This is a genomic window from Pseudomonas cimarronensis (genome assembly GCF_049331905.1).
Taxonomy (GTDB): Bacteria; Pseudomonadota; Gammaproteobacteria; order Pseudomonadales; family Pseudomonadaceae; genus Aquipseudomonas.
In genome coordinates this window covers 655,882-681,524 of record NZ_CP186283.1, presented here as the reverse complement: position 1 = coordinate 681,524, position 25,643 = coordinate 655,882, and the positions used below count along the sequence as shown (strand labels likewise).

Sequence of the window (25,643 nt, the reverse complement as noted above, 5' to 3'; positions counted from 1 at the left end):
TGTGCAGATATTCGAACGAGGTGTTCAACATGACTGCCAGTGGTATCAGCCCATCCGCCGTAGAAGCCTTCGCCCAGCGCGAGCGTGAGCGTTTTATCGCGCGCAACCCGAAATCCGTGGCCCTGGCCGAACGCGCGCGCAACTCTCTCTATGGCGGCGTACCGATGCACTGGATGGCCGACTGGTCGACCCCGGTGCCGCTGTTCGTCGAGCGGGCCAAGGGTGCGCGCTTCTATGACGTTGATGGCCACGAATATATCGACTTCTGTCTGGGCGACACCGGCACCATGTTCGGCCACTCGCCGGACCCGATCGCCAAGGCCATTGCCGAGCAGGGCAACAACGGCCTGACCACCATGCTGCCGGGCGAAGACGCCGTGATCTGCGGCGAGTTGCTGGCCGCGCGCTTCGGCCTGCCGTTCTGGCAGGTGACCGCCACAGCAACAGATTCGAATCGCTATGTGCTGCGCTGGGCCCGCGCCATTACCCAGCGCAAAACCCTGCTGGTGTTCGACGGCTGCTACCACGGCACGGTGGATGACGTGATGGTGCGCTGCATCGACGGCGAAACCGTGCCGCGCTCCGGCCTGGTCGGCCAGGCCTATGACCTGACCGAGTACAGCCGCTCGGTGCCGTTCAACGACGTGGCCGCGCTGGAGGCCGCGCTGGCTAAAGGCGACGTCTGCGCCCTGCTGTGCGAGCCGGCCATGACCAACATCGGCATGGTCCTGCCCGAGCCGGGCTTTATGCAGAAATGCCGCGAGCTGACCCGCAAATACGGCGCGCTGCTGATCATCGACGAGACCCACACCATCTCCACCGATATGGGTGGATGCACCCAGCTGTGGAACCTCGACCCGGACTTCTTCGTGGTCGGCAAACCGATTGCCGGCGGCGTGCCGTGCGGCATCTTCGGTTGCAGCGCGGCGATCGCCGAAGCCATGACCGCCGCGCGCAAACGCGCCAGCGAAGGCAGCCATGGCCACGGTCACAGCGGCATGGGTACCACCTTGTCGGCCAACGCCCTGGCCATGCACTGCATGCGCGCCAACCTGGAACAGGTGATGACTCCGGCCGCCTACGATCACATGCTGCCGCTGGCCAAGCGCCTGGCGGACGGCTTCCGTTCGCTGATCGGCAAGCACGACCTCAAGTGGTCGGTCACCGAGTTGGGCGCGCGCAGCGAATTCCAGTTCTGCCCGATATCGCCGAAGACCGGTGCCGAGGCCGAAGCCGCCTTCCACGACGAGCTACAAATGGCCCTGCACCTGTACCTGATCAACCGCGGCATCCTGATCACCCCGTTCCACAACATGACCCTGTGCTGCCCAAGCACCACGGCCGAGGATGTGGACCAACTGATCAGCATGCTCGACCAGGCCCTGACCGAACTGCTGGCCATCCCCGGCGCCCGCGAGTAACTCATCGATCAGCCTGTGGTAGGCGCCTCAGCCGCGACAATCGCCGCTGAAGCGCCTCCCATGAAATGACGACTCACTGTGAGAATCACCATGCAATTCGCCAATCCCCAGGAAGCCCGTGACTTCCTCGCCGCCCATCCCGACGTGCGCAGCATCGAGCTGATGCTGATCGACGCCAACGGCATCCCGCGCGGCAAGCTGCTGCACCGCGACGAGCTGCTGGCCATCTACGAGAACGGCCGACCGCTGCCCAGCTCGATCCTGGCGCTGACCATCCAGGGCGAGGACGTGGAAGAAAGCGGCCTGGTCTGGGAAGTCGCCGATGCCGACTGCTGGACCTACCCGCTGCCCGGCAGCCTGACCCTGCAACCCTGGCGTGCCACGCCCACTGGCCAGCTGCAGGTCAGCATGCACCCGACCCAGGGCCTACCGGCCGCGCCCGCTGATCCGCGGCATGTGCTAATTCGCGCCATTGACGCGCTCAAGGCCGATGGCTACCACCCGGTAATGGCGGTGGAGCTGGAGTTCTACCTGCTGGACAAGACCCGCGACGCCAATGGCCGTCCGCAGCCGGCGCTGCAAGCCAATGGCGTGCGCCCGCAGGCACCGCAGGTGTATGGCGTACTGGAGCTGGAGCAGCAGCAAGCCTTCCTCGACGACCTCTACGCCGCCTGCGAAGTGCAGGGCCTGCCAGTGCGCACAGCGATCTCTGAATACGCGCCAGGCCAGCTGGAGCTGACCCTGGAGCACCGCTTTGACGCGTTGCAAGCGGTGGATGAAGGTGTGCGCTACAAGCGCCTGGTCAAGGGCGTGGCCAACAAGCACGGGTTGCAGGCCTGCTTTATGGCCAAGCCATTTGGCGACCTGGCAGGCAGCGGGATGCATATGCACGTGTCGCTGGCCGATGAACAGGGCAACAATTTAATGGCCTCGGAAGACCCACATGGCACGCCGCTGTTGAAATATGCGATTGGCGGAATGATGGCCACGCTGAATGATGCCCTGGCGATCTTCTGCCCCAACGCCAACTCGTTCCGCCGCTTCCAGGCCAACAGCTACGCGCCGCTGGCCAAGAGCTGGGGGGTGAACAACCGCACCGTTTCGTTCCGCGTACCGGGCGGCCCGGCCAAGAGCCGGCATGTCGAGCACCGCATCTGCGGCGCCGATGCCAACCCCTACCTGGCCGCGGCAGCGATCCTTGCCGGCATCCATCACGGCATCAACAACCAGATCGATCCGGGCGAGGAAATCATCGGCAACGGCTACGAACAGGCCCGCGAGACCCTGCCCACCGACTGGCTGACCGCCCTGCGTACGCTGGAAAACTCCAACTGGGCCAAGCAGGCACTGGGTGAGGACTTCCTCAAGGTATTCCTGGCGATCAAATGGAACGAGTTCCGCCAGTTTATGGGCGAAGTCGGCGAGCAGGACTGGCGCTGGTACCTGACCCACGCCTGACGGCTGGAGCACCACCAGCTAAGCTGTACAGATTCTGAGCACCCTGGAGTGGCCCATGCGCCTCTGCATTATCCTGGCCTGCTGGCTGTACGGCACACTCGCAACGGCCGAACCGTTGCGCGTGGGCCTGGAGAATCACGACTACTACCCCTATTACAGTACGGTGGAAGGACAGGGTTTCGATGGCTACTGCATCGCCCTGCTGCAGGCCTTCGCCAAACACGAAGAGCTTGAACTGGAACTGCGTCCGCAGCCGGTCAACCGTCTGTATCGCAATATGCTCGGCGAACACAGCCTCGACCTGCTGTTCCCCGACAACCCGGCCTGGGCCCGCGAAGCTCGCGACGGCCAGCCGCTGTATTACAGCCAGGCCGTGGTGGAGATCGTTGACGCCACCCTGGTGCGCCGTGAGCAGCTCAATCAGGGCCTCGGCGCAATCAAACGAGTGGGTATCGTGCGTGGCTTTACTGCTGAGGCCTGGCAACCGCTGCTGGAGCAACACCGCATCGAACTGGTGGAAGTGCAGGACATCCAGAGCCTGCTGCGTATGCTTGAGCGCGGCCGCCTGGATGCCATCTACGCCAACCCGCAGGTAGTGCAACACCATATGCAACTGCTCGGCATCGACCCGCAGCAACTGCAACGTGACCCGCAATTGCCGCAGATCACCACCAGCTTCCATCTGAGCAGCTATCGCTACCCGCAGCTGATCAAACGTTTCGACCAGTTCCTGAGCGAGCAGGCCGCCATGCTCAACCAGTTGCGCCAGCAGTTCGGCGTGCCCTGATTCGCCGCGCCGGCCTGCCCCGGCACCTGCTATGGTTGCCACAAACCCCAGCACAGAGCCCGCCATGGAACCCGGAAACGCCCAGCTGTCGATGACCGTCCTGATGACCCCGGACATGGCCAACTTCTCCGGCAATGTGCACGGCGGCACCCTGCTCAAATACCTCGATGAAGTCGCCTACGCCTGCGCCAGCCGCTATGCCGGTTGCTACGTGGTGACCCTGTCGGTGGACCAGGTGATCTTCCGCGAACCCATTCATGTCGGCGAACTGGTGACCTTTCTCGCCTCGGTCAATTATTCCGGGCGCACCTCGATGGAAGTCGGCATCAAGGTGATCACGGAAAATATCCGCGAACGCTCCGTGCGCCACACCAACAGCTGTTTCTTCACCATGGTGGCGGTGGATGAACACGGCAAACCGGCGGCGATTCCGGCCCTTGAGCCGACCACCGCAGACGCCCTGCGACGCCAGCGCCAGGCCCTGCAACGTCGGCAGATCCGCCACGAACTACAACAGCGCTATCAGGCGCTGAACGAAGAAAAAAGCTGAACCCGCAGACAACATCGCACGCCAGCGGCACAATTGTGCCCTGCGCATAACACCGAGTAAGGCCATGGAAAGCCTGTATTTCTCCCCCATGCTACTGGGCCTGAACCTGATGCTGGCGAGCGCCATTGCCTGCAGCGGGCTTTGGTATTTTTCCCGCCCCTACCGGGGCCCCGGTTTGTGGATGCTGGGCAGCTGGATCCTGATCATCGGCATCCTGCTGTTTATGGGCTTTATGGCCAGTGGCAGCAAACTGCTGAATATTCTTGGCAATGCCCTACAACTGGCAGGTGAAGCGATCATCCTGCTCGGTGTTTTCCACTTTCTTGGCCGGCCGCTGCCCTGGTGGACCGTGCCCGCCAGCGCCGGGGTGATGAGCCTGGTCCTGAGCTGGCACTGGTGGCTAAGCCCCATCAATTCGGAATACCTCGTCGCGCTGTACGCCGCTATTGGCGGCCTACTGCCGCTGCAGGCCTGCTGGGCGCTATGGCGTGCGCCCAGTGAGGTGGAACTCCGCGGCGTCTGCCAGTTTGTCGCCATCGCCTTGTTCGGCTATGCCCTGGTCACCCTGTTGCGCGGCGTGATTGGCCTGCACGATGGCCTGCAAGGCATCGTTCATGATGACGTCACGCGCTCGGTAAGCTACCTGCTGCCCTACAACTTCGGCATTCCCCTGTGGCTTATGGCCCTGGTCGGCCTGGTGCTGCTGACCATGCGCCGCATCCTCGCCGACAGCCAGCGCAATGCCCAGCAGGCGGCCGCCAACGCCGAACGCTTCGAGCGTCTGATGAGCGTAAGCAACGCCGGAGTGATGGTGCTCGACGGCGAGCGCATCGTCGACAGCAACCCCAAGCTGGAACAGCTGTTTGCGCAAACCCGCGAACAACTGCTCGGCCAACCGCTGTCGCGGCTATTCGACAGCAGCAGCCAACAGCCGCTCAGCGACCTGCTGCAACAGGCCGATGGCCGCCCCCACGACCTGCTCGCCCAGCGCGCAGACGGCCAACCGTTCGCCGCCGAGCTGAGCATCGTGCGGCTGGCCGAAGCCCAGCAGCAGGTCGCCGAAATCCGCGACGTCAACCAGCGCAAGGCTCTGGAAGAGCAGCTGCGCCAGCTCGCCACCACCGACCCGTTGACCGGCACCCTCAACCGCCGCGCCTTCCAGCAGCGCGCCGAACACGAACTGCAGCGCAGCCAGCGCCAGGGCACACCGCTGTGCCTGGCGATGCTCGACCTCGACCACTTCAAACAGGTCAACGACCAGTACGGCCATGCCGTCGGCGATCAGGTGCTGGTGGCGTTCAGTGCCCTGTGCCGGCAGCAGGCACGCAGCACCGACCTATTCGCCCGTATGGGTGGCGAGGAATTCGTCATCCTGTTGCCCGACAGCGACCTCAACGCCGCGCAACAGCGCCTGGAGCGCCTGCGCAGCGACCTGCACACGCACCCCATCGACACAGTTCAGGGCCCGTTGAACATCAGCGTCAGCATCGGTCTGGCCAGCAGCAGCCCGCATGAAACCCTGGAGCAGCTGCTACAGCGCGCCGACACCCAGGTGTACAACGCCAAAGCGCAGGGGCGTAATCGCATTGCTCCAGAGGAGTAACGGTCACTCGTGACCGATATAGAACAGCAGCTCACGGCGCTGCGGGTGGTCCTTCAACCAGCTGCGAATATCGTCCGCGCGGGCAATGGCCTCATCACCGACCAGGCGGGCGAAACGCTGCCGCCGCGCCTCCTCGGAGGCTTGCTGGCGTACCTTGCGCTGCCAGGCCTCGGTGAAGATGCTCGGCATCTTGTGGCTGAGTTCCAGCGCCTTGAGCAGCTGCCATTCGCCGTTATCCAGCCAGGCCTCATCACAGCTGCTGCACAGATCCAGGCGGTTGCCGTGGGTGCCGCTGATCTGAAACTTGCTCATCAATTTGGCGCATTTCGGACAACTCAGGGCCTGCTGGCTCTCGCTGACCGCCTCAACGGCAACCGGCGCCTGCGGCTCATCATTCTGCGGCTGACGCTCAGCCCAATCACGGTAATACAGCAAGGCCACCAGCGCGCCAGAGCACTGTGGGCAGCCATGGGCCAGCAGGCCGTCATCCAGCTTGGTGGGTTGCAACGGGGTGGTACGGCAGGCAGGACACTGCATGGGAAATTCCTTTTCGGGTGGGCGTGCGCGGACGCTAAAGCAACTGCTTAACGGCGACAAGCCCAGCACCAAGAACTGTGCGGCAATCGGTTAAGCTCTGCACTCTGCTGCCGGAGCCACCATGATCGACCTCTTCGATGTATTTCTGCTGATGCTGTTCGCCACCGCCTGCGCCTGGCTGTGGCATGCCCATGGTCTGCGTGAGCGCGCGTTGACCCTGGTGCAGCAGCACTGCGCCAAGGCTGATGTGGAGTTACTCGATGGCAATGTTGCCCTGCGCCGGCTCGCCCTGTTGCCCGATGCGCGCGGACGCAAGCGCCTGGCGCGGGTGTATGGCTTCGAATTCACGGTCACCGGTGAGCAGCGCCACGCCGGCAGCATCGTCATGTTTGGCAAGCAGGTGGGGCGTATCGAACTGGCGGCCCACCCCTTCCGCGAACCGCCGGCAGACAGTGCCCAGGTGATTGAAATGGCCCAGTGGCGCAACCAGCACCATTTACCCGACGACAGCAGCCCGCGTCAGTGAAAACACCGCCTCACTCGCCATAAGCGGCACTGCCAACGCGCTAAGTCGCATCGCCCGCAGCTGGCTCGGCCAGGTAGCCGAGAATCTGCTGCCATTCGTTCTGACAACCGTAGGTCATCGGCCAGCGCAACAGCCGGCATTTGTAGCGATGCCAACGCCCGCGCTGCTGGTTGCGCCGGCAACCGGCGAACAACCACTGCGAATCGAAGCCGCCCCACACACCGGTAAAGTTCCAGTGATTGAGCCAGACCACAGGGGCCACTTCATACAACCAGATTGCCTCCAGCTGCGCCCTGCTCAGGCCGCTACGCCGCAAGACATCAGAAATCCCTGCCAGCCAGCGCTGATCCAGCTCGGTATCCAGCCACAGGTCGGACAACATCAGCCAGACGTCTTCCCGAGTTGCGGCCTGCATGCTCAGCCACGCTGCAGCAGAAAATCGCTAACGCGCGCTGCAGCGGCCTCCGGCTGCTCCTGCATAAAGCAGTGCCCGCCCGGCACCACATGGCCACTGACATGTCCATTGCTGGCGCACCAACGGGCCACCGACTTGGCCACAAAGGGGTAGCTGCGCTCGCCATAGAGCACCTGCGTTGGCGTCGTCACCTTGGTCAGTGACGGCCACAAACGCTTGGGAAAGGAGCTGAAAATGTCGGCTTCGCGACTTGGCCGGCAGCGCAGCTCAGCGCCTTTGTCGCTGTCTTTCAGGGCATGCTGGATATAGGCGGCAAAGGCCTCTTCGGTCCAGCCACGGAACATCCCACGACCATGCAATGCTGCGTGGGCGGCGGCGCGATCCGGCCAGCTGCTGCGGCGTTTGAGCGCCTTGCTGGCCAAGGTGGTGCGCCGGCTCAATCCAACCACATCGGACAACGCCATCACCCCGATCATTGCCGGGCTGAACAGCACCGGATCAAGTAATACCGCGCGCTGAAACAGCTGCGGCTGCTGGGCTAGGATCAGGCTGGTCAGCACCCCGCCAAAACTGTGGCCCAGCGCATAAGCCGGGGCATCGGCAAACCACGCACGACCGGCGTTAAAGGCTTCTACCGCCAGCTCGGCGCTGCGGTTCCAACCGTGGAAGCGTCCACCGTGATCACTCTCGCCATGGCCCTGTACATCACACAACCACAGGTCGAAATCCTCGGCCAACAGCGCCAGCATCGGCGTATACACCCGCCCGCAATAGCCGTTGCCATGCAGAAAATGCAGCACGGGCTTGCCCGTAGGCGGCGTGTACCAGCCACGCAGGGTGAAACCGGCGCTAGTGTCGTGGGACCAGGGTTGAAGATTCATAACCGGCTCGCTGTCGTCTGAACCGCCAGTTTACTGCGCGCGGGCCACAAAAAAATGGGCACCTATAGAGATGCCCGAATGTCCACACTCACCTCTTGCCCCACTACTGGCCGCGAATAAAGCGCTCCAGCAGGGCATTTAATTGCTCGGGTTGATCCAATGGCGTGGCATGCCCGGAGTCGCTCACGACCTGCAATTCGGCATTGCGCAGCGCGGCCACATATGCCTGTTTGTAGGCCAAGGGCGTGTAATCACGGTCACCGGCCACGATCAACATCGGCGTATCGACGCCATTAACCGCCGGCAAGGCCGACCAGCCGAGAATCGCGCGGATCGCATGCAGGTAGGACACCGGATCGTTGGCACCGATGCGCATCGCGGTGCGCCGGCGCAACTCGCTCTGCTCGGCATAGGGAAACAGCTTGCGCGCCAGTAAGCGGCCCATGGCTTTTAAGCCGAGCAGGCGGATCAGCGCCAGACGCAGCAGCACCTTGCTGCGCAACGCCCAGGAATCCAGAGGGAAACTCGGCGCACTGTTGATCGCCACCAGACGTCCGACCAGTTCTGGCTGCTGCGCCAACAATTGGAAGCCAACCATGCCGCCCATGGAGATCCCCACCAACACGCAGCCATGAATGTTCTGGATGCGAATAAATTCGCCAACATCCTCCGCCAACTCAGCCACGCTGACCGGCTCGCGCAGGGGTTCGCTGGCGCCATGCCCGCGCAAATCGAGAGCGAACACTTCGGCAAAGCGCGACAGCGCCTCGATTTGCGGCTGCCAGTCCTGCCAGGATGAACCCAGGCCATGCAGTAACAGCACCGGCATGCCCTGGCCTTGGCGAATATAGGCACAACGACCAGTTTTCAATTGAATGTAGTGCACAACTAAACTCCTTTTAATAATAACCAGGGCACTAATTAACCTGCCCTTCTGAACCGCGCCGGTTATCAGAAAACAACTAATAAATATATTCAGATTGCCAACTTAGTTATTACGCTGGCGTTTGCCTTATTACGCCGAAAAACCTAGAATCGGCCTGCTTCGTATAGAGAATTCCTAATGAACAGCATTTCCAGCCCGACTCAGGCTCGCAGTAAAAAAGCCTTGGAACGCTTCCTCAACGTGGCTGCCGAATTGCTTGCGGACAATCGCTTCGAAGACACCGGCATTTCTCAGATTGCGCAACTGGCCGAGTCCTCGGTAGGCACTTTCTATCGCCTGCTGGGCGACAAAGACGTGCTGCTCTACGCCGTACATGAGCGCTTTGTCGAACAAGGTCGCAGTGCTATCGATGCGCTGGTCGCCGATCTCAGCCACAGCGACCGGCCTGTGGCTGAGCAAATCGAAGGGTTTATCCAAGGCATGCTCGACCTGTTCGCCGGGCGCGAAGGTCTGCTGCGTGCCCTGGTTCGCCGCAGCTCGGCCGATCTGCAATTTCGCCAGCGCTTCCACCAGCTCAATGCCTATATCGGTCAGACCTTCTGTCGCATCGTCCTGACCCGCCAGAGCGAATTCGGCCACCCACACCCGCAACAGGCCGCCGATCTTTGCGCGCATATGCTGCTGGCCAGCATGAATTACCTGACCATGGTCGGGACACTCGGTGAAACTCCCCGGGAAGTTATTCCCGGAGAACTTTCCACGCTCATCTGCAATTATCTGCAAGTTGCCAAACATTAACGACGACTGTCCCTGCGTAATTGCGCCGGGGTAAAGTCAGACGGCTTCAAGGCAATATCAAACTGATTAGCCGGCTCTTCATTGGACAACACGCCAATGACATAGCGACCGCCGATCAAGTCATATACTGCATCGCCCTTGGTCCAGATCAGCGGCTGGTCATACAGGTTGATGGTGTAAGACTCGCCAACCCGCCACAGGGTGTCGCGGTTGTCGTAGTGGTCGACCACCAAGATCTGGTAGCTGTCCTCATCAAAATACATATCGCGCTGCTTGTACTGATGGCGCATACCGGCCTTTAACGTGGCGCGTACATGCCAGACGCGGTGCAACTCGTAACGCAGCAGATCCGGGTTGATATGCCCACGTTTGACGATGTCGCTGTACTTGTTGCTCTTGGCCGCCAGGCGGTAACTGTTGTACGGCACGAAGAGTTCCTTCTTGCCCACCAGCTGCCAGTCGTATTTGTCCGGCGCGCCGGAGAACATGTCGAAGTTATCCGTGGTACGCATGCCGTCCGATGAGGTGCCGGGTGAGTCGTAAGCGACGTTGGGTGCGCGCCTTACGCGGCGCTGACCCGATGCGTAGAGCCAGGCCAGACGCGGCTCCTTAACCTGGTTGACGGTCTCGTGCACCAGCAGTTCGGTGCCGGCTAGGCGCGCGGGGGCGAGTACCGACTGACGAAAGTAGAACAGCACGTTGCCATTGCTCTGGCTGTGATCGCCAGCGGCTTCGTTGAACAGGAACAGATCTTCGATCTTGGTCATAAAGTAGTCGCCACCCGCTTGTGGCACTGCCTGGGCGTAGTAGCGTTTGACGCTGTCGCCGCGGTAGCGCACCAAATGGTTCCACAGCACTTCAAGGCCCGATTGTGGCAGCGGGAATGGCGTGGCCAGCTTGAAGTCGGCGATACCATTGCCGCCTTCGATCAGCTTGGCCGACGTCGCGTTGTGCTTAACAGCGGCGTACACCTTGTCCGGGTAGGAAGCCGAACGGCGAGTCGGGTAGACGTTGAGCTTCCAGCTGTCCCTGAAGCGCGTGAGCATGGCCAACTGACCGGGGCTGAGCTGCTCACGGTACTGTTCGGCGTTCGCCGCAGTGATGCTGAACAGCGGTTGATCGGCGGCATAAGGGTCGCGATAGCCCAGGGCCGGATCGTAGGCCTTGGCATCACGGGGCAGGCCACCGTCCCAGGCCGGGATAGTGCCGGCAGCATTACCGGCCTTTTCGGCGCCGATAGGGGTCAAGTCCTGGCCGAGCCGCGCGGCCTTGGCAGCATCGACCTGAGCCTGAGCCAGCGCGCCGCTGAGCAACAGAGTGCCGAACAGGCTGGCGCGCAACAATCCTGAAGTCTTCATGATGATCTCGTCCTAGAAACTGTATTTGATGTTGAAGCCGAGGTAATCGCGGTCGCTGAGCTTGTTGGCCAGACCCGCGCCGCTGTAGCCAACGTATTTGACGCCCACTGTCAACGACTCCTGATAGATCGCGTCGACCCCCAGCGAGTAGCTTTTGCGCTCTTCCAGCAGGCCGTTGGTCAGCTGCGGCGCAACGCCATTGATGCCGTACTGGTAACTGACGCTGGGCACCAGATTGACCACGTTGAACACGTTGCTATAAGTCAGCGACAGGCTGCTTTGCGCGCCCCAGGCACTGGATGTGGCGCCGTAGTAGTCGACATCCGACTCCAACCCTTGCACCCGGCTACCGACCACCTCGCTCATTAACGTGGCGGAGTCGGCACCGAGCAGACCGTTAAAGCTGTAGATGCCAACCAGCGAGGCTTGCCACATGGCCTTCTCACGGAAGCCATCGAGACGCGTACCGGGGGCGATGCCCTGCGCACTGCCCAACAGTGCAGTCGGCAGGTATTCACCCAGGCCCAGGGCAATCGGCGCGTTCGGCCGATAGCTCAGCTCGCCTGCCAGCGACAGGCCATTGAGAAAGCTGTCGCCGCCGATGCTGGTGTTAAAGCTCAGGCCATACAGGTGGCGCTTCTCCAGGTATTCGGCGTAGTACTCCGAGGTGCTGGCGTTCGGCTGCGCCCCCAGAACAGGCAGCACAATAGGTCGCGCCACGGTCATCCCGAGCATCGGCACGTTCATGTTGTAGCGCAGGTAGTAAAAACCCAACTCGCTGTCGTTCAGCTCCGGCACCATCCAGCGCATGGCCACACCAAATTGCGCGGCATCGTCGGCTTTTACATCCTTGCCGCGCGGCATAAAGGTGGTGGGCAGGTAGGTGCGGATCAGGTCGTTTACAAAACCTGGGCCCAGGCTGTTGGCGTAGGCCTGCGCCGCAGCCGGATTGTCGAACGCCAGGCCGCCAGGTAGTGCTTCCTGCAGGGGCGTGACCGACAGGTAGTCACAACCGCCGCCCAGTACATCCAGGGTGGAGAAGTAGGTGCCGCAGGGGTCGATCTTGGTCTCTTCCCAAGCGCTGCCTGGCTGCCAGTAGCCCTCAATCGACAGGCCTTCGCTCAGCTCGAACGAGGCATAGCCCATCAGGGTCGGCATATAGGCTTCTTTCAGCTCGGAACCTGGTGCGCGCAGGGCGTTGAGGTCCACCGGGTTGGTCGCGCCGATGCCGTTCTGATAGAACAGCCCCTCGCCCCAGTTGATCACCTGCCGGCCCAGACGAGCGTTAAGGGTGCGGTCAGCCACTGTCCAGCTGCCGTAGACAAAGGCATCCAGCAGATCGATGCTGGAACCGGCATCGTCCAACCCCTTGTTGGGAATCTCACGATGGCGGCGGTTATCGTCCTTCAGCTCGAAATCATAGAAGCCACGGGCGCGCAGAAAGATGCCGTAGTTGTCCTGAAAATTCAGGTCCATCTCGGTGACCACCTTGGCCACCTCGGAGAACAACTCACCCTTCTTGAAGTTGAGGTTGCCGTCATCGGAGTTGATCAAGCCGCTGTTGTCACCCCTGCCGCCATTAGCGCGGGCAATCAGGCGTCGATCCTGGCTCTCCATGCGGTAGTTCACCCCGTAGGACAGGGTGGTATCCAACGATAGCGCCCAGTCTCCTGAGCGCGCCTGAAAGGCATCTGCCTGGCTGGCCGCCAGCAACGCCAAACAACCTGCCGTCCATGCTGATCTCTGTGTCGCCACGACGATCTCCTGCGTATTGTTTTTATCGGAACCGGAACATCGGTTCCGATAAAGTAGTACCAACCACGCCTTTTGGCAAGCCCCGAAAATTGCCGGGGAATTTTTGACCTCACGCAGCGGCGCTGCCCGCTGGGTGGCCACCATGGGCGGCAGGCAATAAAAGATTTTTTGTCCTTGTCGATAGCCGGCGCTAGACGGATCGCCAGGCTGCAGCGCGCAGATTGCGCGGTTTCGTCGACTTGACGGAATCGGAATTCATGTTTCTATTTGTTTGGCAAATGCAGGGAATCAGCCATCAGCGTCAGGAGGACGTCGCCATAAAAAACCAATAAAAACGGGAGACCGCACATGTTTACTGCCAAGCAAAATGTGCGTCGGCTGGGCCTGATCGCCCTGTTGACGTGCCTGTTTACCAGCCCAAGCTGGGCCGACTCACCCTGCAGCGAGCGCAAGAAGACCCTGCTGCTGCCCGGCAAGATCAGCTGCAGCCACCATTCGACCTGGATCAACTCGGGCGCCCTAGCAACCCGCAAAGTAATCTATCAACGCCCTGCCGGTACGCCACCGCCTGGCGGTTGGCCGGTGGTAGTTTTCTACCAGGGCTCGTTTTTTGCGCTGGATAATTTCGTTTATTACAGCAATGCCTGGCTGGGCAAACTGTACAACGAAGGCAAAACCATCAAGACCCTGCTCGACAACGGCTACGCGGTGATTGCCCCCAGCGCGCCAGCGGATCTGTTCTGGCACACCAATATCCCCGGCCTGTCCGGGGCGTTGTATGAAACCAGTACCGACTTCACCTTTCTCAGCAACCTGTTCACAGCCATCGACAATGGCCACTTCGGCCCCTTGAACGGCCAACGCAAATACGCCACCGGCATCTCCAGCGGCGGCTATAACACCAGCCGCATGGCCGTCAGCTTCCCTGGCCAGTTCAAGGCGCTGGTGGTGCATTCCGGCTCCTACGCGACCTGCAGCGGCCCGCTCTGCTCGGTGCCGGACAGCCTGCCAGCCGACCACCCACCGACCTACTTTATCCACGGTCTTGTCGATGCCGTGGTGCCCTGGTGGAGCATGGACATGTACTACGACCGCCTGCTCTACCAAGGCATTCCCACCGGTCGTTACACCGAACCACTGGGCCAGCATGAATGGTTCGACGCCTCACCGGGCAAGACCCTGGCCTGGTTTAACGCCTACCCCTGACCCCTCAACAGGCGGCCGGGCGGATGCTCGGCCGCGCTTCAGGACACGCCTATGAAACATCTAAACCTGAGCCGGCTGTGTGCGCTGGCGACCTTGCTCGTCTGCTTCAACAGCTATGCGGCAAGCGCACAACCGGCCACGCAGCTGCAGCTGATACGCCTCGACCTTAACGGCTCACTGGGCGATTTCTATTTACTCTATGGGGTAGACAGCGATCCGGCGCACTTGGCATCGCTGCAACAACGCATCACCCAGACCGAGCAACTGCTCAGCCAACTGGATGCTCCAGCTGATAGCGGCGGGCTAAATACCTTGCAGCGATTGCGTGAGCAGTGGCCCGCCTACCGTGTGCTGTTGCAGGAACTGGCGAGCAGCCTGCAACAGCGGCACACGCCAAGCGGTGGATCGATTGCCGAGCTGATTCAGCTAAACCGCCTGCTGACGCGCCTGAGCGACAGTTTGAGCGTCTATTACCAGCAGCCAGATCCACTGGCGACACATAACCAGTTGCTGGCCATGCAGTTGCAAAACCTCTGCACCGACTACCTGGCCCATAGCGTGGGAGCCAATGCCCTGGGCGGCGACAACCCGGCGTTAGATGTGCAGAGCAAAGCCTTTAGCGAAGGTCTGCAGCAAGTACAGAAGATACACACAAGCCCCGAGGCGCAGGCGCTGCTGCAGCGCATTGAGCTCAGGTGGCGTTATATCGAACCCTCGTTGCAGCATTACCAGCAGGACAACGTGCCCACGCTGGTCAACCGCTACAGCCGACGGATTATCGACGACCTGCAACAGCTACCCACGTTGGCCCAGCCCGCGCCCTGAAATAGCCGGTAGAACCGCACTACAGCAGGCAGGCGACAAACCCGGCCTGCAACGCCGACACTTCCTGCGCCTCGCTAAAGATCAGCTCCAGCCGCGAGTCCTTGCGCCACTCGCTGTTTTGCCAGTGCAGCACTGCACCGTTGAGAGCGTTGGCGGACAGCCAGCCGGCGTTGGTGTGCAGCACCAGCTTGGCACGGCGCCAGGGCAGGTCGCTCAGCCACTGCTGCACCCGCAGCAACTCGAACTGCTGGCTGGGGTGCCAGCGCCAGCCGATGCTCCAGCCTTCGGCCTGCTGTTGCACCTGGCAGATCGGCTCGCTTGGGCTGCGCCACAGTTGCGGCAACGGCGCGCTGCCGCTGGGCAGGTTATCCAGCGTGCCCGCGCTCTCGGCCTGGGCACTAAAACCAGGCAACTCTGCCAGCGGCAAGGCGCCCTGACGGGTCCAGTAAATCGGCCGCGCGGGCAATTGCATCTGAATGCGCGTCTGGGTGGCTTCATCCAGCCCTTCGACCTTGTTCAACAGCAGCAGCCCGGCGTGGCCAAGCGTCGCCTGCTGGCTATCTGGCAGCGCTTCACCCGCCGCCAGGGCCTGAGCATCCAGCACCAGCAACGGCTCCTGCACGGCCAGCACGCCAATCCAAGGCGCTGCGCTCAGCTGTTCCAGCAGTTGCAGGGGATGGCCGAGACCGGAGGGTTCGATCAGCAGGCGATGCGGTTTGGCCTTGCGCAACAGCCGACTCAGGCCGACCTGAAAGGGCACGCCGTTGACGCAGCACAGGCAGCCGCCTGCCACTTCACCGAGGGCCACGCCATCGTCGTCGGTAGTCAGTAAAGCGGCATCCAGCCCCACCAAGCCGAATTCATTGATCAGCACCGCCCAGCGTTCGTGCGCCGGACGCTGGGCCAGCAGATGACGGATCAGGCTGGTCTTGCCGGCACCCAGGGGCCCAGCGATCAGGTGGGTAGGAATATTGTTCAGCATGGTCGGCGCTTGCCACTGTCTATCGAGAGGAAGAGTTCTTCTGCGGCCATTCTAGCGGCCTGCAGCCCGTAAGAGCGTCAACGCAGACCGAATGAAGTCTGCGTGCTAGAGTCGCCGGCATAATTTCAGAGGGTCAATGGATGCGCGTTTTTCTGCTGCTGAGCTTGTTCACACTGTCCGGCCTGGCCTGGGGTGAAGCCTGTGTGGTGCATAGCCAGGCCGAGCGCCTGGATGTGAAAGTCTGCCAGCAGAACCGCAGCATCCCACCCAACCTGTTCCGCACCGGTTTCTGCCAGCCGCAGCTGAAGGGGCAGAAGGTTGAAGTGGAATTTGTTGAACAGTGCCCGATGGGCGCTTTCGGCGTATGTCGTAACTCAACCGTGGGCGGCACGCCCTATAAGCAGGATGTGCATTATTACGGCGTGGCCAGCGACGCCACCTACCTCAAGCCCTTCTGCGAGCAGCAGAGCAAGGGTGTATGGATGGCGCGCTAACCGTCATCAAAGCGTCACACTGTCTATGTTCTAGTGGCTTTGGGTACCTCACCCCTGCATGCCGGGTCACGCGCCGGTATGCCTTTCTGGTGCTTAAGGCTGCTGTCTGTGCAGCCTATTTTTTTGCCTGCAGTCAGCCCAGCCAATCCAACGTCAGCAATAAGCGCCGCTCACCGGCAGGCGGTTGCGGCGAGCGATGAATCAGCCCGCCACCCTCGTTGCCCGTCCATTTTTCGCCCTTGGCCAGCAACACATGGCCAGCCTCGGCGCGCTTGATCAACGCAGCATCACTGGGCTCCGCTGCCGGATCGCCCAAGCGGCGGCGCGCCATCACACCTTCTGCCAGCCACTCGCTGCCGACTCCGGCATAGCTGGTAATCAAGCGCACCGGCACATGGTCGACGTGAAAGCGCGGGCACATGGCCTTGTCGAGAATACGCAGGCGCAGGCCGATGCGTTTGGCGTCGAACAGGCAGGCGAAGGCGCTGACCAGCCAGCTGACGTCCTGCAAAAAGGCCGCCTGACCCGGCAGGTCGCTGTAGCCATCCACCAGGCCACTCAGGTTCGGTTCGCTCTCCGGGCTGGCCAACTCCAGCACCATGGATTGGCTCAGCGGCTCACCCTGGGCCAGCAGGGCGTTGGCAAAATCGCTGATCTGCGGCGGTAGCTGACGCTGCCAAAGCGCCAGGTTGACCTCATCACGCAGCACTTCGCCGAATACATCAATCTGCTCGCTGCTGACCTGCTGCAGCGGCTGGCGCAACACCTGCGCGAGCATCAGGCCGCCTCCTCATGCCAGGGGCCAAATGGGTCGGGCAGTGCACGCCAGGCATCAACACCAAGGGCCATTTCCGCCTCGGTGAGCAGGCAGGCATCCAGTTCGGCGGTGAGCAGGGCGAAGTCGATGTTCTGGCCGATAAACACCAGCTCCTGCCGGCAGTCACCGGTCTGGGTTTGCCAGTTTTTCATGATCGCCTGCAGGCCTTCCTCATCCTGTGGCCACTGCGCCTTGGGTACGAAACGCCACCAACGCCCGGCAAAACCATGACGCATCAGACCGCCCGCCTGGGACCAACTGCCAGCCTCCTGGTACTTGCTGGCCAGCCAGAAGAAACCCTTGCTGCGCAGCAGACGGCCATTGGTCCATTCGCGGTTGATGAAATTGAAGAAACGCTCGGGATGCAGCGGCTTGCGCGCCCGGTAAGCAGTGGAGGCAATGCCGTATTCCTCGGTTTCCGGGATATGTTCGCCGCGCAGCTCCTTAAGCCATCCAGGAGATTCCGACGCACGCGCGAAGTCGAAACGACCGGTGTTGAGGATCTTCTCTAGCGGCACAGCGCCCATGGCCATCGGCACGATTTCGGCGTGGGTATTGAGGCCCTTGAGGATGGCCATCAGCTCCTCGCGCTCATGGCTGCTGATCAGGTCGATCTTGCTGATCAGCAGCACATCGGCGAATTCCACCTGTTCGATCAGCAGGTCGGTGATTGATCGCTCATCCTCTTCACCGAGGGTTTCGCCACGGCTGGCCAGGCTCTCGGCCTGATGGAAGTCGCGCAGAAAGTTCACCCCGTCGACCACCGTGACCATGGTGTCCAGGCGTGCCACATCGGCCAGGCTCTGGCCGTCTTCGCCACGGAAGGTGAAGGTCTCGGCCACCGGCAGCGGCTCGCTGATCCCGGTGGATTCGATCAGCAGATAGTCGAAACGGCCATCACGGGCCAGGCGGCCGACTTCTTCCAGCAGGTCTTCGCGCAGGGTGCAGCAGATGCAGCCGTTGCTCATTTCCACGAGCTTTTCTTCGGCACGGTTCAGGCTGACATCACGCTGAACTTCGCTGCCATCGATATTGATCTCGCTCATATCGTTAACGATCACCGCCACTTTCAAACCCTGGCGGTTTTTCAGGATGGCGTTGAGCAAGGTGCTTTTACCGGCACCGAGAAAGCCGGACAGCACGGTTACGGGAAGACGATTGGTCATGGTTGCAGGCTCCATCATTGTTCGGTGTGGCGCAGGTGTTTTTCGCGTTGTTCCTGGCGCTCTTTGGCTTCGATGCACAGGCTCGCAGTGGGCCGTAGCAACAGGCGTTTGAGGCCAATCGGCTCGCCGGTCTCGACGCACCAGCCGTATTCGCCACGGGCCAGGCGGTCGAGCGCTTCATCGATCTTGTCGAGCAGCTTCTTTTCCCGCTCCAGCAGGCGCAGTTGCCACTGGCGCTGTTCTTCGGCACTGCCGATATCGGCAGGGTCGCTGCTGGTTTCGCGTTCGCGCAGGGTTTCGAACTCCTCGGCAATACGGTTCTGCAGTTCATCGCGCTGGCTGAGCAGCAGCGTGCGAAAGAACTGCTGTTGCACGGCGTTCATATAGTCGTCCGCCGGCTGAGCGAGCAGTTCGGCGTGGGTAAGCAGCGTTTCGGTCATCGTCAGGATTCACTGGTTTTGCGTTGCAATTGTTATAACATAACATTTAAACCCATAACCGAGCGCTGATTTCTGATGAACGCACTGACCCTGCCGGACATAGCCGCGCAAACGCCTGCCCATGAACACACCCTCGACTGGGTTGGCATGCAAGGCATCGCGCTGCCAATCAACCTGGCTGGGCAGCGCATCAATGCCTGCGCGGATGTCGGGGTCAGCCTGGATGACGGCAATGCCCGTGGCATTCATATGTCGCGCCTGTACCTGGCGCTGCACGGGCTGGAACACTGCGAACTGAACACGACGACGCTGCAGCAACTGCTGAGCGAGTTTCTGCACAGCCACCAGGACCTGTCACAACAAGCGTCCATTGCCCTGCGTGGCGAAGCCTTGCTTAGTCGCCCAGCGCTGGTCAGCCCCCTCGCCGGTTGGAAGTCCTACCCCTTCGAAGTACGCGCACGCCAGGATTCATGGGGGTTTCACGTGGAACTACAGGTAGAGGTGGCCTATTCCTCGACCTGCCCGTGCTCCGCTGCCCTGGCGCGCCAGCTGATTCAGCAGCGCTTTGTCGAGGATTTCGCCGGCCAGCCGCTGGACCACGCACAACTGCTGGCCTGGCTCGGCTCGCCCCAGGGCATCGTCGCCACGCCGCACAGCCAGCGCAGCTACGCCACATTGCAGGTGCGCCTGCACAGCGACAGCGCGAAATTGCCGCTGGTTGCGCTGATCGACAGCGCCGAGCAGGCCCTCGGCACCGCCGTGCAGACGGCGGTAAAGCGCGCCGATGAACAGGCTTTCGCCCTGGCCAACGGACAGAACCTGATGTTCTGCGAAGACGCCGCCCGCCGCCTGCACAGCGCCTTGCGCGAACACACGGGGTTCCGCGCCTTTCAGCTGCGCGTGGTGCACGCGGAAAGTCTGCACGCCCACGATGCCGTTGCCGTCAGCCGCTGGAACTGGGATGCGGCATGATCCGCTGCCACAACCTCAATGGGGGCCGCTCGCCGGCCTGGCTTATATCGGCTCCGTCGTATTTGGCCCGCTAAATGGCCTGCTGCGCCGTCAACCCCGCTTATCGCCCGCTGATTGAGGAACACCTATGCGCACCCTGATTGTCCTGCTGAGTTTGAGTTTTGCCCTGTTCGCGCATGCTGAAGAAAAACTCAGAGTTGTCACCAGCTTCAGCATTTTGGCCGACATTACCCAGCAAATTACCGGAGATAAGCTCGAACTTCGCAATCTGGTCGGTGCCGATGCGCATGTCTATCAGCCCAGCGCCGAGGATGCCAAAGCCGTGTTCGCCGCTGACCTGATCATCGCCAACGGCCTGGGCTTTGAACCCTGGTTGGCGCGCCTGATCGCCAGCAGCGAAGCGTCCGGCACGCGCATTGATGCCAGCACCGGCGTGCTGCCCTTGATGCTCGATGAAGAGGGCCAGCAGGTGGCCGATCCACACGCCTGGCAGAACCTGGCTAATGCCGAGATTTACGTGCGCAACATCACCAAGGCGCTGAGCCAGCTTGATCCGGCCAACGCAACGTTTTATGCCTACCGCAGCGAGGCCTATATCAGCCAGATTCGCGCCCTGCTGAGTGAAGCCCGCACCAGCCTGGGACAACTGTCGCCGGCGCAGCGCACCATCATCACCAGCCATGACGCCTTCGCCTACCTGGGCCAGGCCTACGGCCTGAAATTTGTCGCGCCGCAGGGCTTGAGCACCGCCGATGAGCCGTCCGCCGCCGAAGTGGCCGCGCTGATCCGGCAGATTCGCGCCGACGGGGTAAAAGCCGTTTTCGTCGAGAACATCCGCGACCCGCGCCTGATCCAGCAGATCGCCAGCGAAGCCGGGGCCCAGGTCGGCGGTACCCTGTACTCCGACGCCCTGGCCAGCGAGGGGCCAGCCAGCACCTACCTGGGCATGTTCCAGCACAACCTCGACACCCTGCTGGCCGCGCTCAAGCCATGAACCTGTGGCTGCAACTGGAGCAGGCCGGGCTGGGCGACAGCCGCCCGCTGGCCGAGGTGCTGGCGGCCATCCCCTGGAATGCCGATGGCCTGATTGCCGCCATCGCCCAGCAGCACGACAGCGGCGAGGTGCTGATGCTGGCCTGGATGAACCGCGTGGCATTGGAGGAAACCCTCGCCAGCGGTCAGGTCTGCTACTGGTCGCGCTCGCGCCAGCAACTGTGGCGCAAGGGCGAAACCAGCGGCCACCGCCAGCGCGTGGTGGAGGCACGCCTGGACTGCGACGGCGACGCCGTGCTGCTACTGGTCGAGCAGCAGGGCCCGGCCTGCCACACCGGCCGACCCAACTGCTTTTACAACGCCATCCGCAACGCGCAGGTGTGCGTGATCAGCGTGCCGCAATGAAACGCCTGCTGCTGAGCCTGGTGCGGCTCTACCAGCACCTGATCAGCCCATTGCTCGGCCCGCGCTGCCGCTTCCACCCCAGCTGTTCGCACTACGCCATCGAAGCGCTGCAAACCCACGGCGCATGGCGCGGCAGCTGGCTGGCCGTGCGCCGCTTGTTGCGCTGCCATCCCTGGCATCCGGGCGGCTACGACCCGGTGCCGCCCATCCATCGCTGCAATCAGGAACATCCCCATGACTGATCTGCTGATCCGCAACGCCCGCCTGATCAACGAGGGCCGCGAGTTTGACGCCGACCTGCTGGTACGCCATGGCCGCATCGAGAAGATCGCCACCAGCATCAGCGGAATTAATGCCCATACCGAGATCGACGCCGCCGGTCAGTACCTGCTGCCGGGCATGATCGACGACCAGGTGCACTTCCGCGACCCCGGCGCGCCGCACAAGGGCAGCTTCGCCACGGAATCGCGCGCGGCGGTGGCCGGCGGCATCACCAGCGTCATGGACATGCCCAACACCAACCCGCCGACCCTGACCCTGGAAGCGCTAGAGGCCAAGGAGCGGCGCGCCGCTAACTGCTCCATGGCCAACTATGGTTTTCACTTCGGCGTCAGTCACGAAAACCTCGACATCGTCGCGGCGCTTGACCCCAACCGGGTGGCGGCGGTGAAAGTCTTTATGGGCGCCAGCACCGGCAATATGCTGGTGGACGACCTGCCCTCGCTGGAGCGGCTGTTCCGCGACTGCCCGACCATTCTGCTGACACATTGCGAACACACCCCACGCATCCGCGAACGTGAACAGCAGTGGCAGGCGCAGTACGGCGAGCCGATTCCGGCCGACCAGCACCCGTTGATCCGCGACGCCGAGGCCTGCTACCAGTCGTCCAGCCTGGCCGTGAGCCTGGCGCGGCGCTACGGCACCCAGCTGCACGTGCTGCACCTGACCACCGCCCGCGAGTTGAGCCTGTTCCAGCCCGGGCCGCTGGCCGGCAAGCAGATCACCGCCGAGGTCTGTGCCCATCACCTGTATTTCGATGACCGCGACTACGCGGCGCTCGGCCACCTGATCAAGTGCAACCCGGCGATCAAGACCCAGGCCGACCGCGATGCCCTGCGCCAAGCCCTGCTCTGCGGGCGGCTGGATATCATCGGCACCGACCACGCCCCGCACACCCTGGACGAGAAGCAGCGCCCCTACCTGCAGGCGCCGTCCGGCTTGCCGCTGGTGCAGCACGCCCTGCCGTCCCTGCTGGAACTGGTCGCCGACGGCCTGCTGCCCCTCACCACCCTGGTGGAGAAAACCAGCCATGCGGTGGCGCAGCGCTTTGCCATCGAGCAGCGCGGCTACCTGCGCGAAGGCTACTGGGCCGACCTGACGCTGATCGAACGCCTGGCCGAGCCACGCCCGGTCGCCGCCGACCCGATCCTCGCCCACTGCGGCTGGACGCCCTTCCAGGGCCGCGCCCTCCGCCATGCCGTGCGCAGCACCGTCGTCTCCGGCCAGCTGGCCTGGCATGAGGGACAGCTGCAACACGATTGCCAGGGGCTGCCGCTGCGCTACCAGCGCGGCTGAGCGCCCCGTTAACCGACCTGATCAGAGAACCGACATGCCCAGCATCACCCTGCCCGATGGCAGCCAGCGTCACTATGCCCAACCCCTGAGCGTGGCCGAAGTCGCCGCCGATATCGGCCCCGGCCTGGCCAAGGCCGCCCTGGCCGGCCGCCTGAATGGCCGCCTGGTCGACACCAGCGCCTTGATCGACCACGACGCCCAACTCAGCCTGATCACCGCCCGCGATCCCGAGGGCCTGGAGCTGCTGCGCCATTCCTGCGCGCACCTGCTGGCCATGGCGGTCAAGCAGCTGTACCCGAGCGCTCAGGTGACCATCGGCCCGGTGATTGAGGATGGCTTCTACTACGACTTCGCCTTCGAGCGGCCCTTCACCCCGGACGATCTCGAACGCATCGAGGCGCGCATGCACGAGCTGGCCGCCGCCGATCTGCCGGTCAGCCGCCGCGAGCTGCCACGCGATGAAGCCATCGCCCACTTCGCAGCGCAGGGCGAGCACTACAAGGCCGAGCTGATCCGCGATATTCCTGAAGGCGAGGTGCTCTCGCTGTATCGCCAGGGCGACTTTGAAGACCTCTGCCGCGGCCCGCACATCCCGCGCACCGGCCTGCTGCAGGCGTTCAAGCTGACCAAGGTGGCCGGCGCCTACTGGCGCGGCGATGCCAAGAACGCCGCGCTGCAGCGCATCTACGGTACCTGTTGGGCCAACGCCAAAGAGCTCAAGGCCTACCTCACCCGCCTGGAAGAAGCCGGCAAGCGCGACCACCGCAAGCTCGGCCCGCAGCTCGACCTGTTCCACTTCGACGACTGTGCACCCGGCTCGGTGTTCTGGCACCCCAAAGGCTGGACCCTGTTCCAGCAGCTGATCGGCTACATGCGCCAGCAGCAGGACGCCGCCGGCTATGTCGAGGTCAACACCCCGGACGTGATGGACCGCAGCCTGTGGGAGACCTCCGGGCACTGGTTCAACTACCGCGACGCCATGTTCACCACCACCACCGAGGACGAACGGGTGTTCGCCCTCAAGCCGATGAACTGCCCCGGCGCCGTGGCCCTCTACGCCCGTGGCCTGAAGAGCTACCGCGACCTGCCGCTGCGCATGGCCGAGTTCGGCAAGGTGCACCGCTACGAGCCCTCCGGCGCGCTGCACGGCCTGCTGCGCGTGCGCCACTTCACCCAGGACGACGCGCATATCTTCTGCACCGCCGCGCAGATGGAACAGGAGTGCGCCGACACCATCGCCCTGGTATTCGCCATCTACCGTGACTTCGGTTTCAACGAAGTGGCGGTCAAGCTCTCCACCCGCCCGGCCAACCGCATCGGCAGCGACGCCACCTGGGATCAGCTGGAAGGCGCACTGTCCGGCGCGCTGCAACGGATGGGCATCGACTACCAGCTCAACCCCGGCGAAGGCGCGTTCTACGGGCCGAAACTGGAGTTCGTGCTGCGCGACGCGATCGGCCGCGACTGGCAGTGCGGCACCCTGCAGGTGGACCTCAACCTGCCGGAGCGCTTCGACATCAGCTACGTCAACGAACAGGGCGAACGCGAACGCCCGGTGATGCTGCACCGCGCCCTGTTCGGCTCGCTGGAACGCTTCACCGGCATTCTGATCGAGCACTACAGCGGGCTGTTCCCGCTGTGGCTGGCCCCGCAACAGGCCGCCGTGCTGACCATCTCCGAAGGGCAGAACGACTGCGCCCGCCAGGTGCTCGCTGCTCTCAAACGCGTCGGCCTGCGCGCCAGCGTGGATCTGCGCAATGAGAAGATCGGCTACAAAATCCGCGAAGCCACCCTGCAAAAAGTGCCCTACCTACTGGTCATCGGCGAACAGGAAAAAGCCGAAGGCCGCGTCACCCTGCGCAGCCGCGCTGGCGACAACCTCGGCAGCCTGCCGTTGGATGAGCTGGTCGAACGGCTGCGCACCGAGGCGCGTATGCCCGCTCAGCACGCGGACTGATCCGCCCAACGGCAAAGGCCCGGACGATGCACCGGGCCCTTGAGCCGCATGCCACTGCGACGGACAATCTCCTCACGCCCACCGCACGACACTCACCCATGCCACCGTCCCTGCACCTACGCACCTATCACGCTGATGACCTGACAGCATTGGTCGCGTTGTTTCAGGCCTCAGTCAGCCAATTGACCACTGCGCACTACGACGCCGCGCAGCGTCAGGCCTGGTCTCCCGAGGTTGCAGACCTGCAAGCCTGGCAAGCACGTTTAGCTTCAATTGAGCTACTTATCGCCGAAGATGGCTGCGCAACTGCCGGATTTATCGGCTTTAGCCTGGAGGGCCATATCGACCTGCTGTACTGCGCGCCCGCTTATGCCCGCCAGGGTGTGGCCAGCGCCTTGTATGCCGCTGCCGAGCAACGCTTGCGCGCGGCAGGGGTGCGCGAGCTGTTTACCGAGGCCAGCCTGGTGGCCCAGGCGTTTTTTGCCCGCCAAGGCTTTTCTGTGCGACAGGCACAGACGGTAACGCGCGGCGCTGTTACCTTGCCGCGCATGCTGATGCGCAAAACCCTGGAGCCGCAATGAATACCCTGACGATTATCGTGTTGGTCGCCGTGGTGCTGGCCGCCTGCGCCTTGGCGCTGTGGAACTGGTTCAACCAGCGCAAGCTGGAAAAGCTCGATGAGCGGATCAACCGCCAGAGCGAGCTGATCGCGCAGCTCGACAGCGTGTTGGAAAACCCGCAGCTCAGCGAAGCCGAGCAGCTGGCAAAAAGCGAAGCCTTGCTGGCCAAGTTGCAGGAAACCCGCAAGCCCTAGGGTTGTGAGAGGGTTCAACTGT

28 protein-coding genes are annotated in these 25,643 nt (G+C 62.6%); 18 read left to right on the top strand and 10 right to left on the bottom strand.

What is annotated here, in order from left to right:
• The first annotated feature begins 29 nt into the window (after positions 1-29).
• The 5 genes from ACOCLD_RS03255 (at position 30) to ACOCLD_RS03235 (ending at position 5,819) form a co-directional block, all read left to right on the top strand.
• Entirely contained in the window at positions 30-1,421 is a 1,392-nt protein-coding gene (locus ACOCLD_RS03255; protein WP_422910837.1) for an aspartate aminotransferase family protein, read from the top strand.
• Between the two features lie 90 nt (positions 1,422-1,511).
• Entirely contained in the window at positions 1,512-2,879 is a 1,368-nt protein-coding gene (locus ACOCLD_RS03250) for a glutamine synthetase family protein (protein WP_422910836.1), read from the top strand.
• A 55-nt stretch (positions 2,880-2,934) separates the two neighbouring features.
• Positions 2,935-3,666: a substrate-binding periplasmic protein gene (locus tag ACOCLD_RS03245; RefSeq protein WP_422910835.1), complete on the top strand. Its 732-nt coding sequence runs from the start codon at positions 2,935-2,937 to the stop codon at positions 3,664-3,666.
• Positions 3,667-3,730: 64 nt separating this feature from the next.
• Complete coding sequence (locus ACOCLD_RS03240) at positions 3,731-4,216, top strand: acyl-CoA thioesterase (RefSeq protein ID WP_257776463.1); 486 nt, start codon at positions 3,731-3,733, stop codon at positions 4,214-4,216.
• A gap of 64 nt (positions 4,217-4,280) precedes the next feature.
• Positions 4,281-5,819 (top strand): diguanylate cyclase, encoded by a 1,539-nt coding sequence (locus ACOCLD_RS03235; protein ID WP_422910834.1) that lies wholly within the window; start codon positions 4,281-4,283, stop codon positions 5,817-5,819.
• Between the two features lie 3 nt (positions 5,820-5,822).
• Here ACOCLD_RS03235 and ACOCLD_RS03230 read toward each other — a convergent pair whose 3' ends face one another.
• Positions 5,823-6,356 carry a zf-TFIIB domain-containing protein gene (locus tag ACOCLD_RS03230; protein ID WP_422910833.1) on the bottom strand — a complete coding sequence of 178 codons (534 nt, stop codon included), beginning with the start codon at positions 6,354-6,356 and terminating at the stop codon, positions 5,823-5,825.
• 121 nt (positions 6,357-6,477) lie between these two features.
• Here ACOCLD_RS03230 and ACOCLD_RS03225 point away from each other — a divergent pair, with 121 nt between their 5' ends.
• Positions 6,478-6,882 (top strand): DUF3301 domain-containing protein, encoded by a 405-nt coding sequence (locus ACOCLD_RS03225; protein WP_422910832.1) that lies wholly within the window; start codon positions 6,478-6,480, stop codon positions 6,880-6,882.
• Positions 6,883-6,922: 40 nt separating this feature from the next.
• Here ACOCLD_RS03225 and ACOCLD_RS03220 read toward each other — a convergent pair whose 3' ends face one another.
• From ACOCLD_RS03220 to ACOCLD_RS03210, 3 genes are all read right to left on the bottom strand, one after another.
• The gene (locus ACOCLD_RS03220) at positions 6,923-7,297 is read right to left on the bottom strand and encodes a DUF7079 family protein (RefSeq protein WP_422910831.1); all 375 of its coding nucleotides are present in this window, start codon (positions 7,295-7,297) and stop codon (positions 6,923-6,925) included.
• A 2-nt stretch (positions 7,298-7,299) separates the two neighbouring features.
• Complete coding sequence (locus tag ACOCLD_RS03215) at positions 7,300-8,178, bottom strand: alpha/beta fold hydrolase (protein WP_422910830.1); 879 nt, start codon at positions 8,176-8,178, stop codon at positions 7,300-7,302.
• Positions 8,179-8,281: 103 nt separating this feature from the next.
• Entirely contained in the window at positions 8,282-9,064 is a 783-nt protein-coding gene (locus tag ACOCLD_RS03210) for an alpha/beta fold hydrolase (protein ID WP_422910829.1), read from the bottom strand.
• Between the two features lie 177 nt (positions 9,065-9,241).
• On the opposite strand from ACOCLD_RS03210, the gene ACOCLD_RS03205 reads away from it, so the two are divergent.
• The gene (locus ACOCLD_RS03205; RefSeq protein ID WP_422910828.1) at positions 9,242-9,862 is read left to right on the top strand and encodes a TetR/AcrR family transcriptional regulator; all 621 of its coding nucleotides are present in this window, start codon (positions 9,242-9,244) and stop codon (positions 9,860-9,862) included.
• On the opposite strand, the gene ACOCLD_RS03200 is transcribed toward ACOCLD_RS03205, so the two are convergent.
• Both ACOCLD_RS03200 and ACOCLD_RS03195 read right to left on the bottom strand, forming a co-directional pair.
• On the bottom strand, positions 9,859-11,220 hold the full coding sequence (locus ACOCLD_RS03200) for a DUF1329 domain-containing protein (protein ID WP_422910827.1): 1,362 nt from the start codon (positions 11,218-11,220) through the stop codon (positions 9,859-9,861). The two genes, ACOCLD_RS03205 and ACOCLD_RS03200, sit on opposite strands and share 4 nt — an antisense overlap.
• 12 nt (positions 11,221-11,232) lie before the next feature.
• Positions 11,233-12,975, bottom strand: a complete 1,743-nt coding sequence (locus ACOCLD_RS03195; RefSeq protein ID WP_422910826.1) for a DUF1302 domain-containing protein — start codon at positions 12,973-12,975, stop codon at positions 11,233-11,235.
• 348 nt (positions 12,976-13,323) lie between these two features.
• Here ACOCLD_RS03195 and ACOCLD_RS03190 point away from each other — a divergent pair, with 348 nt between their 5' ends.
• A complete protein-coding gene (locus ACOCLD_RS03190) occupies positions 13,324-14,181 on the top strand; it encodes a plasmid partitioning protein (RefSeq protein WP_422910825.1) in 858 nt (285 codons plus the stop codon).
• Positions 14,182-14,232: 51 nt separating this feature from the next.
• Positions 14,233-15,006: a hypothetical protein gene (locus ACOCLD_RS03185; RefSeq protein ID WP_422910824.1), complete on the top strand. Its 774-nt coding sequence runs from the start codon at positions 14,233-14,235 to the stop codon at positions 15,004-15,006.
• Between the two features lie 19 nt (positions 15,007-15,025).
• On the opposite strand, the gene ACOCLD_RS03180 is transcribed toward ACOCLD_RS03185, so the two are convergent.
• Positions 15,026-15,988 carry a CobW family GTP-binding protein gene (locus tag ACOCLD_RS03180; protein ID WP_422910823.1) on the bottom strand — a complete coding sequence of 321 codons (963 nt, stop codon included), beginning with the start codon at positions 15,986-15,988 and terminating at the stop codon, positions 15,026-15,028.
• Positions 15,989-16,128: 140 nt separating this feature from the next.
• Here ACOCLD_RS03180 and ACOCLD_RS03175 point away from each other — a divergent pair, with 140 nt between their 5' ends.
• Positions 16,129-16,482 carry an NADH:ubiquinone oxidoreductase gene (locus tag ACOCLD_RS03175; protein ID WP_422910822.1) on the top strand — a complete coding sequence of 118 codons (354 nt, stop codon included), beginning with the start codon at positions 16,129-16,131 and terminating at the stop codon, positions 16,480-16,482.
• Between the two features lie 133 nt (positions 16,483-16,615).
• Here the strand turns inward: ACOCLD_RS03175 and ACOCLD_RS03170 are convergent, their stop codons facing one another.
• The 3 genes from ACOCLD_RS03170 to dksA are packed head-to-tail and all read right to left on the bottom strand — an operon-like array spanning position 16,616 to position 18,905.
• The gene (locus ACOCLD_RS03170; protein WP_422910821.1) at positions 16,616-17,260 is read right to left on the bottom strand and encodes a DUF1826 domain-containing protein; all 645 of its coding nucleotides are present in this window, start codon (positions 17,258-17,260) and stop codon (positions 16,616-16,618) included.
• Positions 17,260-18,465: a zinc metallochaperone GTPase ZigA gene (zigA, locus tag ACOCLD_RS03165; RefSeq protein ID WP_422910820.1), complete on the bottom strand. Its 1,206-nt coding sequence runs from the start codon at positions 18,463-18,465 to the stop codon at positions 17,260-17,262. The genes ACOCLD_RS03170 and zigA overlap by 1 nt, the downstream gene beginning before the upstream one ends.
• A gap of 14 nt (positions 18,466-18,479) precedes the next feature.
• The gene (gene dksA / locus ACOCLD_RS03160) at positions 18,480-18,905 is read right to left on the bottom strand and encodes an RNA polymerase-binding protein DksA (RefSeq protein ID WP_422910819.1); all 426 of its coding nucleotides are present in this window, start codon (positions 18,903-18,905) and stop codon (positions 18,480-18,482) included.
• A 75-nt stretch (positions 18,906-18,980) separates the two neighbouring features.
• Between dksA and folE2 the strand changes: the two genes are divergently transcribed.
• The 8 genes from folE2 (at position 18,981) to ACOCLD_RS03120 (ending at position 25,621) form a co-directional block, all read left to right on the top strand.
• Positions 18,981-19,877: a GTP cyclohydrolase FolE2 gene (gene folE2 / locus ACOCLD_RS03155; RefSeq protein WP_422910818.1), complete on the top strand. Its 897-nt coding sequence runs from the start codon at positions 18,981-18,983 to the stop codon at positions 19,875-19,877.
• A gap of 127 nt (positions 19,878-20,004) precedes the next feature.
• Positions 20,005-20,871: a metal ABC transporter substrate-binding protein gene (locus ACOCLD_RS03150; RefSeq protein ID WP_422910817.1), complete on the top strand. Its 867-nt coding sequence runs from the start codon at positions 20,005-20,007 to the stop codon at positions 20,869-20,871.
• Positions 20,868-21,275 (top strand): phosphoribosyl-AMP cyclohydrolase, encoded by a 408-nt coding sequence (gene hisI / locus ACOCLD_RS03145; protein WP_422910816.1) that lies wholly within the window; start codon positions 20,868-20,870, stop codon positions 21,273-21,275. Before ACOCLD_RS03150 ends, hisI begins: the two co-directional genes overlap by 4 nt.
• Positions 21,272-21,517 carry a membrane protein insertion efficiency factor YidD gene (gene yidD / locus ACOCLD_RS03140; protein WP_422910815.1) on the top strand — a complete coding sequence of 82 codons (246 nt, stop codon included), beginning with the start codon at positions 21,272-21,274 and terminating at the stop codon, positions 21,515-21,517. The genes hisI and yidD overlap by 4 nt, the downstream gene beginning before the upstream one ends.
• Complete coding sequence (locus tag ACOCLD_RS03135) at positions 21,510-22,850, top strand: dihydroorotase (protein WP_422910814.1); 1,341 nt, start codon at positions 21,510-21,512, stop codon at positions 22,848-22,850. The genes yidD and ACOCLD_RS03135 overlap by 8 nt, the downstream gene beginning before the upstream one ends.
• A 34-nt stretch (positions 22,851-22,884) precedes the next feature.
• Complete coding sequence (thrS, locus tag ACOCLD_RS03130; RefSeq protein ID WP_422910813.1) at positions 22,885-24,807, top strand: threonine--tRNA ligase; 1,923 nt, start codon at positions 22,885-22,887, stop codon at positions 24,805-24,807.
• 98 nt (positions 24,808-24,905) lie between these two features.
• Entirely contained in the window at positions 24,906-25,388 is a 483-nt protein-coding gene (locus ACOCLD_RS03125) for a GNAT family N-acetyltransferase (protein WP_422910812.1), read from the top strand.
• On the top strand, positions 25,385-25,621 hold the full coding sequence (locus ACOCLD_RS03120; protein ID WP_422910811.1) for a hypothetical protein: 237 nt from the start codon (positions 25,385-25,387) through the stop codon (positions 25,619-25,621). Before ACOCLD_RS03125 ends, ACOCLD_RS03120 begins: the two co-directional genes overlap by 4 nt.
• The last annotated feature ends 22 nt before the right edge of the window (positions 25,622-25,643 follow it).

Bases quoted from the DNA above. Each gene is read 5' to 3' on its own strand.
- ACOCLD_RS03215 (WP_422910830.1), bottom strand. From the start codon at position 8,178: ATGAATCTTCAACCCTGGTCCCACGACACTAGCGCCGGTTTCACCCTG.
- ACOCLD_RS03250 (WP_422910836.1), top strand. From the start codon at position 1,512: ATGCAATTCGCCAATCCCCAGGAAGCCCGTGACTTCCTCGCCGCCCAT.
- yidD (WP_422910815.1), top strand. From the start codon at position 21,272: ATGAAACGCCTGCTGCTGAGCCTGGTGCGGCTCTACCAGCACCTGATC.
- folE2 (WP_422910818.1), top strand. From the start codon at position 18,981: ATGAACGCACTGACCCTGCCGGACATAGCCGCGCAAACGCCTGCCCAT.
- ACOCLD_RS03180 (WP_422910823.1), bottom strand. From the start codon at position 15,988: ATGCTGAACAATATTCCTACCCACCTGATCGCTGGGCCCCTGGGTGCC.
- ACOCLD_RS03200 (WP_422910827.1), bottom strand. From the start codon at position 11,220: ATGAAGACTTCAGGATTGTTGCGCGCCAGCCTGTTCGGCACTCTGTTG.
- ACOCLD_RS03230 (WP_422910833.1), bottom strand. From the start codon at position 6,356: ATGCAGTGTCCTGCCTGCCGTACCACCCCGTTGCAACCCACCAAGCTG.
- ACOCLD_RS03255 (WP_422910837.1), top strand. From the start codon at position 30: ATGACTGCCAGTGGTATCAGCCCATCCGCCGTAGAAGCCTTCGCCCAG.
- ACOCLD_RS03170 (WP_422910821.1), bottom strand. From the start codon at position 17,260: ATGCTCGCGCAGGTGTTGCGCCAGCCGCTGCAGCAGGTCAGCAGCGAG.
- ACOCLD_RS03225 (WP_422910832.1), top strand. From the start codon at position 6,478: ATGATCGACCTCTTCGATGTATTTCTGCTGATGCTGTTCGCCACCGCC.
- ACOCLD_RS03240 (WP_257776463.1), top strand. From the start codon at position 3,731: ATGGAACCCGGAAACGCCCAGCTGTCGATGACCGTCCTGATGACCCCG.
- hisI (WP_422910816.1), top strand. From the start codon at position 20,868: ATGAACCTGTGGCTGCAACTGGAGCAGGCCGGGCTGGGCGACAGCCGC.
- ACOCLD_RS03150 (WP_422910817.1), top strand. From the start codon at position 20,005: ATGCGCACCCTGATTGTCCTGCTGAGTTTGAGTTTTGCCCTGTTCGCG.
- ACOCLD_RS03245 (WP_422910835.1), top strand. From the start codon at position 2,935: ATGCGCCTCTGCATTATCCTGGCCTGCTGGCTGTACGGCACACTCGCA.
- ACOCLD_RS03135 (WP_422910814.1), top strand. From the start codon at position 21,510: ATGACTGATCTGCTGATCCGCAACGCCCGCCTGATCAACGAGGGCCGC.
- ACOCLD_RS03220 (WP_422910831.1), bottom strand. From the start codon at position 7,297: ATGCAGGCCGCAACTCGGGAAGACGTCTGGCTGATGTTGTCCGACCTG.
- zigA (WP_422910820.1), bottom strand. From the start codon at position 18,465: ATGACCAATCGTCTTCCCGTAACCGTGCTGTCCGGCTTTCTCGGTGCC.
- ACOCLD_RS03125 (WP_422910812.1), top strand. From the start codon at position 24,906: ATGCCACCGTCCCTGCACCTACGCACCTATCACGCTGATGACCTGACA.
- ACOCLD_RS03235 (WP_422910834.1), top strand. From the start codon at position 4,281: ATGGAAAGCCTGTATTTCTCCCCCATGCTACTGGGCCTGAACCTGATG.
- ACOCLD_RS03120 (WP_422910811.1), top strand. From the start codon at position 25,385: ATGAATACCCTGACGATTATCGTGTTGGTCGCCGTGGTGCTGGCCGCC.
- thrS (WP_422910813.1), top strand. From the start codon at position 22,885: ATGCCCAGCATCACCCTGCCCGATGGCAGCCAGCGTCACTATGCCCAA.
- ACOCLD_RS03190 (WP_422910825.1), top strand. From the start codon at position 13,324: ATGTTTACTGCCAAGCAAAATGTGCGTCGGCTGGGCCTGATCGCCCTG.
- ACOCLD_RS03175 (WP_422910822.1), top strand. From the start codon at position 16,129: ATGCGCGTTTTTCTGCTGCTGAGCTTGTTCACACTGTCCGGCCTGGCC.
- ACOCLD_RS03205 (WP_422910828.1), top strand. From the start codon at position 9,242: ATGAACAGCATTTCCAGCCCGACTCAGGCTCGCAGTAAAAAAGCCTTG.
- dksA (WP_422910819.1), bottom strand. From the start codon at position 18,905: ATGACCGAAACGCTGCTTACCCACGCCGAACTGCTCGCTCAGCCGGCG.
- ACOCLD_RS03185 (WP_422910824.1), top strand. From the start codon at position 14,233: ATGAAACATCTAAACCTGAGCCGGCTGTGTGCGCTGGCGACCTTGCTC.